Origin of the sequence: Rathayibacter sp. AY1C6 (assembly GCF_002931535.1) — a bacterium.
Classification (GTDB): Bacteria; Actinomycetota; Actinomycetes; order Actinomycetales; family Microbacteriaceae; genus Rathayibacter.
In genome coordinates this window covers 144,223-157,963 of sequence record NZ_PSWC01000005.1, presented here as the reverse complement: position 1 = coordinate 157,963, position 13,741 = coordinate 144,223, and the positions used below count along the sequence as shown (strand labels likewise).

Below are 13,741 nucleotides of genomic sequence, written 5' to 3'. Positions count from 1 at the left end.
GGGTTCGGTGCTGAGGCGTGTCGTTGGCACGGACTAGGAGCCCTTCTGGGTCGTGTCGGAGCCGCCGACGGCGGCCCCGACACGACCCAGAAGGGCTCCTAGTCCGTGCCAACGACACGCCTCAGCACCGAACCCACCGCCGTCCTCGTCCTCGAGGACGGACGACGATTCCGGGGACAGGCCTACGGCGCCCGAGGCCGCACCCTGGGCGAGATCGTCTTCGCCACCGGCATGACCGGGTACCAGGAGACGCTGACCGACCCGAGCTACGCCGGCCAGATCGTCGTGCAGACCGCGCCTCACATCGGCAACACCGGGACCAACGACGAGGACATGGAGTCGCGCCGCATCTGGGTCGCCGGCTACGTCGTCCGCGACCCCTCCCGCGTCGTCTCCAACTTCCGCGCGCAGCGCTCCCTCGGCGACGACCTGGAGACCGACGGCATCGTCGGGATCTCCGGCGTCGACACCCGGGCGATCACCCGCCACATCCGCTCGGCCGGCTCGATGCGCGCCGGCGTGTTCTCCGGCGAGGACCTCGCCCTCCCCGAGGAGGAGCAGCTCGCGCTGGTCCTCGGCGGCCGGCAGATGCAGGGGCTCAACCTGTCCTCCTCGGTCTCGACCGACGAGCAGTACACGGTGCCCGCCCGCGGCGAGCGCGTCGGCTCGGTCGCGGTCATCGACCTCGGGGTGAAGACCTCGACGGTCAACTACCTCGCGGAGCGCGGCTTCGACGTGCACGTGCTGCCCGAGTCCGTGACCGCCGAGCAGGTGCTCGCGCTCGACCCGTCCGCGCTCTTCTTCTCCAACGGCCCCGGCGACCCCGATGCCTCGGACCGCCACGTCGAGCTGCTGCGCACCACCCTGCGCGCCGACCTGCCGTTCTTCGGCATCTGCTTCGGCAACCAGCTGCTCGGGCGCGCTCTCGGCTTCGGCACCTACAAGCTCCCGTTCGGCCACCGCGGGATCAACCAGCCCGTGCTCGACAAGCTCACCGGCCGCGTGGAGATCACCTCGCAGAACCACGGGTTCGCCGTGGACGCGCCGATCGAGGGCGAGCTGGACTCGCCCGAGGGCTTCGGCCGCGTCGAGGTCAGCCACTACTCCCTCAACGACTCGGTCGTGGAGGGCCTGCGCTGCCTCGACATCCCCGCCTTCTCGGTGCAGTACCACCCGGAGGCGGCGGCCGGCCCGCACGACTCCAACCACCTCTTCGACCGCTTCCGCGAGATGGTCGTGCAGCGCACGGCCGGGCGCGGGGCCTCGGAGCCCACCGACATCCCCACGACCAGCAGCATCGGAGAGCAGAAGTAATGCCGCGCAGGGAAGACATCCAGAGCGTCCTGGTCATCGGCTCCGGCCCGATCGTCATCGGACAGGCCGTCGAGTTCGACTACTCCGGCACCCAGGCCTGCCGCGTGCTGCGTGCCGAGGGGGTGCGCGTGATCCTCGTCAACTCCAACCCGGCGACGATCATGACCGATCCCGACTTCGCCGACGCCACCTACGTGGAGCCGATCACGCCCAAGGCGATCGAGGCGATCATCGCCAAGGAGAAGCCGGACGCCATCCTGCCGACCCTCGGCGGGCAGACGGCCCTGAACGCGGCCATCCAGCTGCACGACCTCGGGATCCTCGAGAAGTACGGCGTCGAGCTCATCGGCGCGAGCTTCGAGGCGATCAACCGCGGCGAGGACCGCCAGATCTTCAAGCAGCTGGTGCTGGACGCGGGCGCCGACGTCGCGAAGTCCTACATCGCGCACACCGTCGACGAGGCGATCGAGTACGCCGAGGACCTGGGCTACCCCCTCGTCATCCGCCCGTCGTTCACCATGGGCGGCCTGGGCTCCGGCTTCGCCTACACCCGCGAGGAGCTGGTGCGGATGGTCGGCGACGGCCTGCACCAGAGCCCCACCACCGAGGTTCTCCTGGAGGAGTCGATCCTCGGCTGGAAGGAGTACGAGCTCGAGCTCATGCGCGACACGGCCGACAACACGGTCGTCGTCTGCTCGATCGAGAACGTCGACCCCGTCGGCGTGCACACGGGCGACTCGATCACCGTCGCACCGGCGCTGACCCTCACCGACCGCGAGTACCAGAAGCTGCGCGACATCGGTATCCGGATCATCCGCGACGTGGGCGTGGACACCGGCGGCTGCAACATCCAGTTCGCGATCGACCCGGCGGACGGCCGGATCATCGTGATCGAGATGAACCCGCGCGTCTCCCGCTCCTCCGCCCTCGCCTCCAAGGCGACCGGCTTCCCGATCGCCAAGATCGCCGCGAAGCTCGCCATCGGCTACCGCCTGGACGAGATCCCGAACGACATCACCAAGGTGACGCCGGCGAGCTTCGAGCCGACGCTGGACTACGTGGTCGTGAAGGTCCCGCGGTTCGCGTTCGAGAAGTTCCCGGCCGCCGACAAGACGCTGACCACGACCATGAAGTCGGTGGGCGAGGCGATGGCGATCGGCCGCAACTACGCGCAGGCGCTGCAGAAGGCGCTCCGCTCGCTCGAGAAGCGCGGCTCGTCGTTCCACTGGGGCGCGCAGGAGCGCTCGGTCGAGGAGCTCCTCGAGATCGCGAGGACCCCGACCGACGGCCGCATCGTCACCGTGCAGCAGGCGCTGCGCCTGGGAGCCACGGTCGAGCAGGCGTTCGAGTCCACGAAGATCGACCCCTGGTTCCTGGACCAGATCGTGCTGATCAACGAGATCGCCGACCTGGTGCGCGAGCACGACGGCCTCGACGCCGGACTCCTCCGCCTGGCGAAGGACCACGGCTTCTCGGACGCGCAGATCGCCGAGCTCCGCGGGCTCGACGAGGCGGAGGTCCGCCGCACCCGCTACGCGCTGGACGTGCGCCCGGTCTACAAGACCGTCGACACCTGCGCGGGCGAGTTCCCGGCGCTCACGCCGTACCACTACTCCTCGTACGACGAGGAGACGGAGGTCGTCGCCGCCGACCGCCGCAAGGTCGTCATCCTGGGCTCCGGCCCCAACCGCATCGGCCAGGGGGTCGAGTTCGACTACTCCTGCGTGCACGCCTCGTTCGCGCTCTCGGACGCGGGCTTCGAGACGATCATGATCAACTGCAACCCCGAGACGGTCTCGACCGACTACGACACCTCGGACCGCCTGTACTTCGAGCCGCTGACTCTCGAGGACGTGCTCGAGGTCATCCACGCGGAGTCGCAGTCCGGCGAGCTCGTCGGCGTCGTCGTGCAGCTGGGCGGCCAGACGGCGCTCGGGCTCGCCGCGGGCCTCGAGGCGGCCGGCGTGCCCATCCTCGGCACCACCCCAGCGAACATCGACCTCGCGGAGGAGCGCGGCGCGTTCTCGCGGATCCTCGACGAGGCGGGGCTTCTCGCTCCGCGCAACGGCACCGCGACCGACCTCGACGGCGCTCGTGAGGTCGCGGTGGAGATCGGCTACCCGGTCCTCGTCCGTCCGTCGTTCGTCCTCGGCGGGCGCGGCATGGAGATCGTCTACGGCACGCCCCAGCTCGAGGACTACTTCGAGCGGATGGCCGGCGAGGGGATCATCGACGAGGCGCACCCGCTGCTGGTGGACCGCTTCCTGGACGACGCGATCGAGATCGACGTCGACGCGCTCTTCGACGGCGAGCAGCTCTACATCGGCGGCGTGATGGAGCACATCGAGGAGGCCGGCATCCACTCCGGCGACTCGGCGTGCACGCTCCCGCCGGTGACGCTCGGCCGCCGGCAGATCGACCAGGTGCGGGAGGCGACCCTTGCGATCGCGCAGGGCGTCGGCGTCCGGGGACTGCTGAACGTCCAGTTCGCGATCGGCCAGGGCGTGCTCTACGTGCTCGAGGCGAACCCCCGGGCCTCGCGCACCGTGCCGTTCGTGTCGAAGGCGCTGGGCATCCCGCTCGCGAAGGCCGCGTCGCGCCTGATGGTGGGCGAGACCATCGCCGCGCTGAAGGCCGAGGGCCTGCTGCCCGAGCGCGACGGCTCCGACGTCCCGATGGACTCTCCCATCGCGGTGAAGGAGGCGGTCCTGCCGTTCAAGCGCTTCCGCACCAAGGAGGGCCAGATCGTCGACTCGCTGCTCGGGCCCGAGATGCGCTCCACCGGCGAGGTCATGGGGATCGACCGCGACTTCCCGCGCGCCTTCGCGAAGAGCCAGGACGCCGCGTACGGCGGCATGCCGGCGAGCGGGACCGTCTTCATCTCGGTCGCCGACCGCGACAAGCGCTCGATCGTCCTGCCCGCGCTGCGCCTGCGCCAGCTCGGCTTCGACATCCTCGCGACCGAGGGCACGGCCGAGGTGCTGAACCGCAACGGGATCCAGGCCCGCGTGGTCCGCAAGTACAGCGAGACCGCCGAGGGCGACGCGCCCTCCATCGTCGAGCTGATCGCCCGCGACGAGGTCGACGTGGTGATCAACACGCCCAGCGGAGGAGCGACCCGCGCCGACGGCTACGAGATCCGCGCCGCCGCGGTCGCCGCGGACAAGCCGCTGTTCACCACGATCGCCCAGCTCGCGGCCGCGGTCGCCTCGCTCGACGCGGCGAACGAGCCCTTCGAGGTGACGAGCCTGCAGGACTACGCCCTGCGCCGCGCGGAGCGCACCGCGTGAGCGGCGGCGCGGCGGGCACCGCCTCCTTCGGCTCGCGCCTCGAGGCGGCGTTCGCCGCGCACGGCCGGCTCTGCGTCGGGATCGACCCGCACGCATACCTGCTCGACGCGTGGGGCCTCGCCGACGACGCGGCCGGGCTCGAGAGCTTCGGCCGCACGGTCGTCGAGGCGGCGGCCGGCCGTGTAGGCGTCGTCAAGCCGCAGATCGCCTTCTTCGAGCGGCACGGCTCGGCGGGCTACGCCGCGCTCGAGCGCGTGCTCGCCGACGCCCGCGAGGCCGGACTGCTGGTGATCGCCGACGTCAAGCGCGGCGACATCGGCACGAGCGTCACCGCCTACGCCGAGGCGTGGCTCCGGCCCGGCTCGCCGCTCGAGGCGGACGCCATGACCGCCGCGGCCTACCAGGGGCTCGGCTCCCTCGAGGGGATGCTGACCCTCGCGGAGGAGGCGGGCAAGGGCGTGTTCGTCCTCGCAGCCACCTCCAACCCCGAGGCCCGTCCCGTGCAGCGCGCCCTCGTGCAGGACGGCGGCCGGGCGGGATACACCGTGGCACGCGCGGTCGTGGCGGACGTGGCATCCTGGAACGACGCTCACGCTCGCGCGTCGATCGGCTCGGTCGGCGTGGTGCTCGGCGCCACGGTCGCCCTGGGCGACTTCGGCATCGGCATCGACGAGCCGCTGCACCCCGCACTCCCGGTGCTCGCGCCCGGCTTCGGCCACCAGGGCGCGGCCGTCGCGGACGCGCAGCGGCTGTTCGGCGCGCTGAGCGCCGCCACCATCGTCAGCGAGTCGCGGAGCGTGCTCGGCGCCGGCCCCTCGGGGATCGCGGCCGAGATCACCCGCCGCGCGACCGACATCCAGGAGACCCTTGTCCGCTGAAACCGTCAGCCCCGATCCCGGCGCCTCCTCGCGCCCGGAGGCCGTGCGCCGTCCCTCGCCGCCCGAGGTCGACCGGCGCGCCGCCTCCGAGGCCGCGATCGCGGCGCGCCGTGCCCGCGCCGCCGTCAAGAAGGCCGTCGCCGCCGGACGCCGCCCCGCGACCGCCGTGCTCGCGGCGGCCCAGGCCGAGCCGCTCGGAGTCGAGGGGCGGATGCGCGTCAGCGAGCTGCTCCGCGCCGTGCCCGCACTCGGCGTGGTGAAGACGCCCCGGGTGATGGACCAGCTGCGGATCGCCGAGTCGAAGCGCCTCGGCGGGCTCGGCCGGCGCCAGGTCGAGGGCCTGTCGTCGTTCCTGGAGGAGCGGGAGTCGCGGCAGCGCCGCCCCGGCCGCAACCGCCTGCTCGTCCTCGCCGGTCCGACCGCGGTCGGCAAGGGCACCGTGTCGACCTACATCCGCGAGAACTACCCGGACGTCCTGCTCTCGGTCTCGGCCACCACCCGGGCCCCGCGTCCGGGCGAGGTGGACGGCGTCAGCTACTACTTCGTCGACGACGCCGAGTTCGACCGGATGGTCGCGGCGGGGGAGTTCCTCGAGTACGCCGTCGTCCACAACGCTCACCGCTACGGCACGCCCCGCGGCCCCATCGACGCCGCGCTGGAGCAGGGCCGGCAGGTGATGCTCGAGATCGACATCCAGGGTGCCCGCCAGGTGCGCGAGCGGATGCCGGACGCGCGGCTGGTCTTCCTCCTGCCGCCGAGCTGGGACGAGCTGGTCCGCCGCCTGGTCGGCCGCGGCACCGAGAGCGCGGAGGAGCAGGAGCGCCGTCTGGCCACCGCGAAGGTGGAGCTGGCCGCGCAGGACGAGTTCGATTTCGCCGTCGTCAACAGCACCGTGCCCGAAGCGGCCCGCGAGGTCGTAGAATTGATGTCGCCTCGTGCCGACGGCGCGCCCGCTGACCCGGGCCGCTGAGACCGGGCCACCGACCACCTCCGGGCCGACGCCCCGGGTCCCACCGGGCACACGCCCCTCGGAGCCCGCGCGCCGTGTTGCTCCGGAGCCGCAGATCGGCGCTGATGCGCCTGCAAGGAGACACCCATGGCCAACAACCTCGGCATCATCGACCCGCCCATCGACGAGCTCCTCTCGAAGGTCGACTCCAAGTACGCGCTGGTGATCTTCGCCTCCAAGCGCGCCCGCCAGATCAACGACTACTACGCCGACCTCCACGAGGGCAGCCTGTTCGACAACGTCGGCCCGCTGGTCGACTCCACCATCGACGACAAGCCCCTCTCGGTCGCACTGCACGAGATCAACGAGGACAAGCTCGTCGCCAAGCCCCTCGCCGAGTAGTCCCCTCCGGGTGGGCTCCTCTCTCGAGGCCGGCCGACGGCTCAACGTCGTCGTCGGCATCACCGGCGGCATCGCCGCGTACAAGGCCGTCGGAGTCGTCCGCGCGCTGGTCCTCGCGGAGCACGACGTGCACGTCGTCGCGACCGAGGCCGCGCTGCGCTTCGTCGGCAAGCCCACCCTCGAGGCCATCTCGCGGAACCCGGTGCACACCGAGCTCTACGAGGGCGTCGCCGAGGTCCGGCACGTGGCCATCGGCCAGGCCGCCGACCTCATCGTGATCGCGCCCGCGACGGCGCACACGCTCGCCAAGCTCGCCGCCGGCCTCGCCGACGACCTGCTCGGCAACACGGTGCTCGCGAGCACCGCCCCGCTCGTGGTCGCCCCCGCGATGCACACCGAGATGTGGGCGAACGCCGCCACCGTCGCGAACACGGCGGTGCTCCGCTCCCGCGGCGTGCACGTCGTCGGCCCCGCGGTCGGCCGCCTCACCGGCGCCGACTCGGGCCCCGGCCGCATGGAGGAGCCCGAGACGATCGTGGCGGAGGCCCTCGCCGTCCATGCCCGCTCCGCCTCCGCCCGCCGCGACCTCGCGGGCGTGCGCGTCCTCGTGACCGCCGGCGGAACCCGCGAGCCCCTCGACCCGGTGCGCTTCGTCGGCAACCGCTCCAGCGGCAGGCAGGGCGTCGCGCTCGCGCTGGCCGCTGCGGCCCGGGGCGCGGAGGTCACCCTCCTCGCCGCGAACCTCGACGTGCCGGCGCCGGAGGGCGTCACGGTCCTCCCGGTGGGCACCGCGCTCGAGCTGCGCGAGGCCGCCATCGCCGCGGCCACCGGCGCGGACGTCGTGATCATGGCCGCGGCCGTCGCCGACTACCGGCCCGCCGCGGTCGCCGACGCGAAGATCAAGAAGGAGCAGCAGGGCGACCGTCTCGTCCTCGAGCTCGTCAAGAACCCGGACGTCCTCGCCGAGATCTCCGCCTCCCGGCGGGAGGGGCAGATCGTCGTCGGCTTCGCCGCGGAGACCGAGCCGGACCGGGACGCGATGCTCGCGCTCGGCCGCGCCAAGATCGCCCGCAAGGGCTGCGACCTGCTCGTCCTCAACAGGGTGGGCTGGGCCGAGGGCTTCCAGAGCGACAGCAACGCCGTCGTGGTCCTCGATCGGGCCGGCGATATAGTTGGCGAGGCCTCGGGCAGCAAGGCGGAGGTGGCCGATCGCGTCCTCGACGCGGTCGTGCGCTAGCCCCGCCGGTCCGCCCGCCCAGGCGCCGATCGCCTGCCGCCCGGCATCGCGCCCGCCAGGCCACTCCCGGTACGAACGACCCCGGTCCGCACGAGCCGGGACGAGAAGAGAAGCATGACCTCCGGTCCCCTCCGCCTGTTCACCTCCGAGTCCGTCACCGAGGGCCACCCGGACAAGATCTGCGACCAGATCTCGGACCGCATCCTCGACGCCCTGCTCCGCGAGGACCCGCACAGCCGGGTCGCCGTCGAGACGCTGGTCACGACGGGGCTCGTGCACGTCGCGGGCGAGGTCTCCACGAGCGGCTACGTCGAGATCCCCAAGATCGTGCGCGACACGATCGTCGAGATCGGCTACGACTCCTCGGAGAAGGGCTTCGACGGCCGCTCCTGCGGCGTCTCGGTCTCGATCGGCCAGCAGTCGCCCGAGATCGCGGCGGGCGTCGACACGGCGCTCGAGGTCCGCTCCTCCGAGGCGGGCGAGGACGCCTTCGACCGCCAGGGCGCGGGCGACCAGGGCCTGATGTTCGGCTTCGCGACCGACGAGACCCCCGAATACATGCCGTTGCCGAGCTGGCTCTCGCACCGCCTCGCCGAGCGCCTGGCCGCCGTCCGCAAGTCGGGCGAGCTCGACTACCTCCGACCCGACGGCAAGACCCAGGTCACCATCGGCTACGACGGCACGACGCCGTCCACCATCGACACCGTCGTCCTGTCCACCCAGCACGCCGAGCACGTCAGCACCGAGACGATCCACGCGGACATCGCGGCGCACGTCATCCGCCCCGTCCTCGAGACGGTCGACCTCGACTCCTCCGCCGTGCGCCTGCTGATCAACCCGACGGGCCGCTTCGAGATCGGCGGCCCTCAGGGCGACGCCGGGCTCACCGGCCGCAAGATCATCGTCGACACCTACGGCGGAGCGTCCCGCCACGGCGGCGGCGCGTTCTCGGGCAAGGACCCGTCGAAGGTGGACCGCTCGGCCGCCTACGCCATGCGGTGGGTCGCCAAGAACGCGGTCGCCGCGGGGCTCGCCTCGCGGCTGGAGGTGCAGGTCGCCTACGCCATCGGCAAGGCGGCCCCGGTCGGCCTCTACGTCGAGACCTTCGGCACCGGCACCGTCTCCGACGAGACGATCACCGAGGCGATCCGCTCGGTCTTCGACCTGCGCCCGGCCGCGATCATCCACGCACTCGACCTGCTCCGCCCGATCTACGCGCAGACCGCGGCCTACGGCCACTTCGGCCGGGAGCTCCCCGACTTCACCTGGGAGCACCTCGACCGGGTCGACGACCTGCGCTCCGCCGCGGGCCTCTCGTAGCGGGCGCGGCGGCGATGGCGACGAGCGGAGCCGTCGCGCGCGTGCTCCTGGACTCGCCCCTCCCGCAGCTCGACCGGCTCCTGGACTACGCGGTGCCGGAGGCGCTGCGCGGCGAGGTGGTCCCCGGCGTGCGCGTGCGGGTGCCGTTGCGGACCGGAGGCCGGATCGCCGACGCGTTCGTCGTCGAGACGGGGGAGGGGACCGAGCACGCCGGAGCGCTCAGCGGCATCGAGGAGCTGGTCTCGCCGCTCGTCGTGCTGACCCCGGAGGTCTGGGCCCTCGCCCGCCGGGTGGCCGACCGCGCCTCCGGAGGCGCGAGCGACGTGCTGCGCCTGGCCGTGCCGCGCCGCCACGTCCGCGTCGAGAAGGCGCGACTCGCCGCGGGTCCCGCTCCTGCGGCGCCCGCGGTCGAGGCGGGCGGCGTGACGGGCTACCCCGACGCCTCCTTCGTTGGACTCGCCGAGGGGGCCCGGCTGGCGGTCGGCGCCGTGCCGGCTCCGGTGAGGCTCGACTCGGGCGCGTGGGTCGGCGGCTGGGCCGTCACGCTCGCCGAGCTCGCCCGGGACACGCTCGCCGCGGGCCGCGACGCGATCCTGGCCGTCCCCGACTACCGCGACCAGGAGCAGCTGGAGCTCGCTCTCGCCGCCCTCGTCCCCGCGGAGGCGGTGGTGCGCCTCGATGCGCGGCAGAAGGGCGCCGAGCGCTACTCCGCCTTCGTCCGCTGCCTCGATCCCGGGCCGCGGGTCGTCGTCGGCAACCGCTCCGTCCTCTACGCGCCCTCCTCCGCCCTCGGCCTGATCGCGCTCTGGGACGACGGCGATCCGCTCTTCGCCGAGCCGCTCGCGCCCTACGCGCACGCGCGCGACGTCGCCCTGGTGCGGCAGGAGCAGAGCGGCGCCGGCCTCGTCCTGCTCGGCAACACGCGCACGGTCGAGGTCGAGCGGCTCGTCGAGATCGGCTTCGCGACCGAGGTGGAGCCGCGGCCGAGCCGCCGCCCGCACGTCGTGCCGACCGCCCAGCAGTGGGCGGCCGACGAGCACGACGCGGCAGCGCGCATCCCCTCCTCCGCCTGGCGGGAGGCGCGGAAGGCCCTCGACTCCGGTCCCGTGCTGGTCCAGGTCGCGCGCCCCGGCTACGCGCCGGTGGTCGCCTGCGCCCGCTGCCGGACCGTCGCACGCTGCAACCGCTGCCAGGGTCCGCTCGGCGTGCACTCCGAGGGCGGGCGGCCGAGCTGCGGCTGGTGCGGCCTGATCGCGGCCGACTGGACCTGCTCCGTCTGCCAGGCGACGGCTCTGCGCCTCGTCTCCCTCGGCGCGGGCCGCACCGCGGAGGAGCTCGGACGCGCCTTCCCGGGTGCCAAGGTGATCGTCGCCGACGGGCAGCGCCCCGTGCTCACCCTCCCCGACGAGCCCGCGCTCGTCGTGGCCACGCGCGGGGCGGAGCCGCGGGCCGACGGCGGCTACCACGCCGTCCTTCTGCTGGACGGCGAGCGGATGCTGGCCCGCGAGAGCCTGCGGGTCGCCGACGACGCGCTTCGCACCTGGTCGAACGCCGCGGCGCTGGCCCGCCCGGGCGCGCCGGTCCTCCTGGTCGGGGTCGGCGGTCGGCTCGCGACCGCCCTGGCGACCTGGCGGCAGGCCGAGTACCTCCGGGCCGAGCTCCAGGAGCGGCGCGCTCTGCGCTTCCCGCCCGCGGTGCGCCTGGCCACGGTGAGCGGCGACGCGCACGCGGTGGAGGAGGCGCTCGACGCGCTCGACGAGGACGACCGGCACGAGGTCCTCGGTCCTGTCGGGCTCGAGGACGGCTCCGTCCGGGCGATCGTCCGGTTCGACTACGCTCGCGGTGCGGATGTGGCCGCGCGCCTCCGCTCCGCCGTGATCCGCAACGCCACGCGCCGTCGTCGCCCGCCGACCACGCCCGGCCGCTTCCGGCCGGCCCCCCGGCTCCGGGTCCGTCTCGACGACCCCGACATCCTCTGACTCCCCAGGAGACCCCCGTGCGCCTCGTCTTCGCCGGCACGCCCGCCGCCGCCGTTCCGACCCTCCGCGACCTCGCCGCCTCCGCGCACGAGGTCGTCGCCGTGGTCACCCGGGAGGACGCCCCGGTGGGCCGCAAGCGCGTGCTCACCCCCTCGCCGGTCGCCGTCACGGCCGAGGAGCTGGGGATCCCGGTGATCCGGGCGAACCGCCTCGACGAGGACGTGACCGACCGGATCGCGGAGCTCGCCCCCGACCTCGGCGTGATCGTGGCCTACGGCGGCCTCGTCCGGCAGCGCCTGCTGGCGGTGCCGCGCCTGGGCTGGATCAACCTGCACTTCTCCCTGCTGCCGCGCTGGCGCGGGGCGGCTCCCGTCCAGCGGGCGCTGATGGCGGGCGACACGCGGATCGGCGCGAGCGTCTTCCAGCTGGTCGCCGAGCTCGACGCCGGTGACGTGTACGCCGAGCTCGCCGTCGACGCGGGGGAGCGCACCGCGGGCGAGCTGCTGACGGAGCTGGCCGGGAGCGGCGCCGGCCTCACCCTCGGCGTGGTCGACGCGCTGGAGGAGGGCACGGCCGTCGCTACTCCGCAGGCCGGAGAGGCGACCCCCGCTCCCAAGCTCGACGCCGCGGACGGCCGGATCGACTGGAGCCTCCCGACCGCGCGGGTCCTCGCGCTCGTGCGCGGAACGACTCCCGAGCCCGGAGCCTCGACCGCGGTGGGCGACGCGCGCCTCAAGGTGCTCGCGGTCCGCGCGGCCGAGGGGGACCTCGCTCCCGGCGTCGTCCGCCTCGACGCGGGGCGCGCCCTCGTCGGCACCGCGGACGGAGCGGTCGAGCTGGTCACCGTCCAGCCCGCCGGCAGGACCCCGATGGCCGGCGCCGCCTGGGCCCGCGGCCTGCGCGAGAGCACGGTGCTCGCATGAGCGCCCGTCGCGAGGCCGCTCCCGCCCGCCGGGTCGCCTACGACGTCCTGCTCGCGGTGAGCGGGTCGGACGCCTACGCCAACCTGGTCCTGCCCGCGCGGATCAGCGCCGCCGGCCTCTCGCCCGCCGACGCGGGACTGGCCACCGAGCTCTGCTACGGCACCCTGCGGATGTCCGGCTACTACGACCGCGTGATCGCCCTCGCGGCCGGCCGGTCCGTCGAGAGCATCGATGCGCCCGTGCTCGACGCGCTGCGCCTGGGCGTGCACCAGCTGCTCGCGACCCGCGTGGCCCCGCACGCCGCGGTGAACGAGAGCGTCGCGCTCGTCGCGGCCGGCTCCTCGCGGGGAGCGGTGGCCTTCGCCAACGCCGTGCTGCGCGCGGTCTCGCGCTCGAGCGCCGGCGAGTGGCGCGAGCGGGTCTCCGCGGCCGCGGTCTCCGGGGACGACCGGATCGCCGCGCTGAGCTCCCACCCCGTGTGGATCGTGCGCGCCCTGCGACGGGCGCTGGCGGCGGAGGGGGCGGCCGACGAGCTCGACGCGCTGCTCGCCGCCGACAACGCGGCTCCGCGCGTGAACCTGGTGGCTCTGCCGGGCCTGGCGTCTCCCGGCGAGATCGCCGACGCCGAACCCGACCGGTTCTCGCCGGTCGGCATGACCAGCACCGGCGGCGACCCGGAGGCGTTCCCCGCGGTGCACGAGGGCCGCGTGCGCGTGCAGGACGAGGGCTCCCAGCTCGCCGCTCTGGCGCTCTCCCGAGCACGGCCGGTCCGCCCGGGCGAGCGCTGGCTCGACCTGTGCGCGGGACCCGGCGGCAAGGCGGCGCTGCTCGCGGCGGAGGCGCGCGCAGGAGGGGCGGCGCTGCTCGCCAACGAGGTGGTTCCGGGCCGCGCGGGCCTGGTGCGGCAGGCGCTGGCCGCCGTCGATCCGTCGGTCGAGGTGCGCACCGGCGACGGGCGCGACCTGGGCGACGAGCAGCCGGGATCGTTCGACCGCATCCTCCTCGACGCGCCGTGCACCGGTCTCGGTGCGCTGCGGCGTCGGCCCGAGGCGCGCTGGCGCAAGTCCGCGGCCGACGTGGAGCCGCTGGCCGCCCTCCAGGGCGAGCTGCTCGACTCCGCGGTGAGGGCTCTCGCTCCCGACGGCCTGCTGGCCTACGTGACCTGCTCGCCGCACCTCGGCGAGACCCGGCGCGTGCTCGCCCTCGCGCAGGAGCGGCACGAGCTCGAGCTCGTCGACACGCCGGCCGCGCTGCGCGCGGTGACGGCGGACCCGCTCCCGCTGCCGGAGGGCACCCTCCACGTGCAGCTCTGGCCGCACCGACACGGCACCGACGCCATGTTCGTCCAGCTCCTCCGCCGCCGGCCCCTCGAGGCGGCGTCTGGAGACGCCTGACCCCTCCGGAGCGGGAACGCGCTCGGCCGGGCGGACGCGGAGGACGCTCCGATCT

At 73.8% G+C, this 13,741-nt stretch carries 10 protein-coding genes; all 10 read left to right on the top strand.

Features of this window, described 5'->3' with window-relative positions; genetic code table 11:
• Window positions 1-105: 105 nt before the first annotated feature.
• The 10 genes from carA to C5D36_RS05295 all read left to right on the top strand — a co-directional run bounded on the left by carA (window position 106) and on the right by C5D36_RS05295 (window position 13,686).
• On the top strand, window positions 106-1,314 hold the full coding sequence (carA, locus tag C5D36_RS05340) for a glutamine-hydrolyzing carbamoyl-phosphate synthase small subunit (RefSeq protein WP_104295340.1): 1,209 nt from the start codon (window positions 106-108) through the stop codon (window positions 1,312-1,314).
• On the top strand, window positions 1,314-4,604 hold the full coding sequence (carB, locus tag C5D36_RS05335) for a carbamoyl-phosphate synthase large subunit (protein WP_104221829.1): 3,291 nt from the start codon (window positions 1,314-1,316) through the stop codon (window positions 4,602-4,604). Before carA ends, carB begins: the two co-directional genes overlap by 1 nt.
• The gene (gene pyrF / locus C5D36_RS05330) at window positions 4,601-5,482 is read left to right on the top strand and encodes an orotidine-5'-phosphate decarboxylase (protein ID WP_104232667.1); all 882 of its coding nucleotides are present in this window, start codon (window positions 4,601-4,603) and stop codon (window positions 5,480-5,482) included. Before carB ends, pyrF begins: the two co-directional genes overlap by 4 nt.
• A 43-nt stretch (window positions 5,483-5,525) precedes the next feature.
• A complete protein-coding gene (gmk, locus tag C5D36_RS05325; protein ID WP_181028723.1) occupies window positions 5,526-6,452 on the top strand; it encodes a guanylate kinase in 927 nt (308 codons plus the stop codon).
• A 126-nt stretch (window positions 6,453-6,578) separates the two neighbouring features.
• Complete coding sequence (gene rpoZ / locus C5D36_RS05320) at window positions 6,579-6,833, top strand: DNA-directed RNA polymerase subunit omega (RefSeq protein WP_104221835.1); 255 nt, start codon at window positions 6,579-6,581, stop codon at window positions 6,831-6,833.
• A gap of 10 nt (window positions 6,834-6,843) precedes the next feature.
• Entirely contained in the window at window positions 6,844-8,070 is a 1,227-nt protein-coding gene (gene coaBC, locus C5D36_RS05315; RefSeq protein ID WP_104295339.1) for a bifunctional phosphopantothenoylcysteine decarboxylase/phosphopantothenate--cysteine ligase CoaBC, read from the top strand.
• A 114-nt stretch (window positions 8,071-8,184) separates the two neighbouring features.
• Window positions 8,185-9,390, top strand: a complete 1,206-nt coding sequence (gene metK / locus C5D36_RS05310; RefSeq protein WP_104292130.1) for a methionine adenosyltransferase — start codon at window positions 8,185-8,187, stop codon at window positions 9,388-9,390.
• A 14-nt stretch (window positions 9,391-9,404) separates the two neighbouring features.
• Window positions 9,405-11,369 (top strand): hypothetical protein, encoded by a 1,965-nt coding sequence (locus C5D36_RS05305; RefSeq protein WP_104232664.1) that lies wholly within the window; start codon window positions 9,405-9,407, stop codon window positions 11,367-11,369.
• Window positions 11,370-11,386: 17 nt separating this feature from the next.
• Window positions 11,387-12,292 (top strand): methionyl-tRNA formyltransferase, encoded by a 906-nt coding sequence (locus tag C5D36_RS05300; protein WP_104232663.1) that lies wholly within the window; start codon window positions 11,387-11,389, stop codon window positions 12,290-12,292.
• Entirely contained in the window at window positions 12,289-13,686 is a 1,398-nt protein-coding gene (locus C5D36_RS05295) for an RsmB/NOP family class I SAM-dependent RNA methyltransferase (protein ID WP_104232662.1), read from the top strand. Before C5D36_RS05300 ends, C5D36_RS05295 begins: the two co-directional genes overlap by 4 nt.
• Window positions 13,687-13,741 lie beyond the last annotated feature (55 nt).

Excerpts from the sequence above, each read along its gene's own strand:
- carB (WP_104221829.1), top strand. The coding sequence starts at position 1,314 with ATGCCGCGCAGGGAAGACATCCAGAGCGTCCTGGTCATCGGCTCCGGC.
- rpoZ (WP_104221835.1), top strand. The coding sequence starts at position 6,579 with ATGGCCAACAACCTCGGCATCATCGACCCGCCCATCGACGAGCTCCTC.
- metK (WP_104292130.1), top strand. The coding sequence starts at position 8,185 with ATGACCTCCGGTCCCCTCCGCCTGTTCACCTCCGAGTCCGTCACCGAG.
- C5D36_RS05305 (WP_104232664.1), top strand. The coding sequence starts at position 9,405 with ATGGCGACGAGCGGAGCCGTCGCGCGCGTGCTCCTGGACTCGCCCCTC.
- C5D36_RS05295 (WP_104232662.1), top strand. The coding sequence starts at position 12,289 with ATGAGCGCCCGTCGCGAGGCCGCTCCCGCCCGCCGGGTCGCCTACGAC.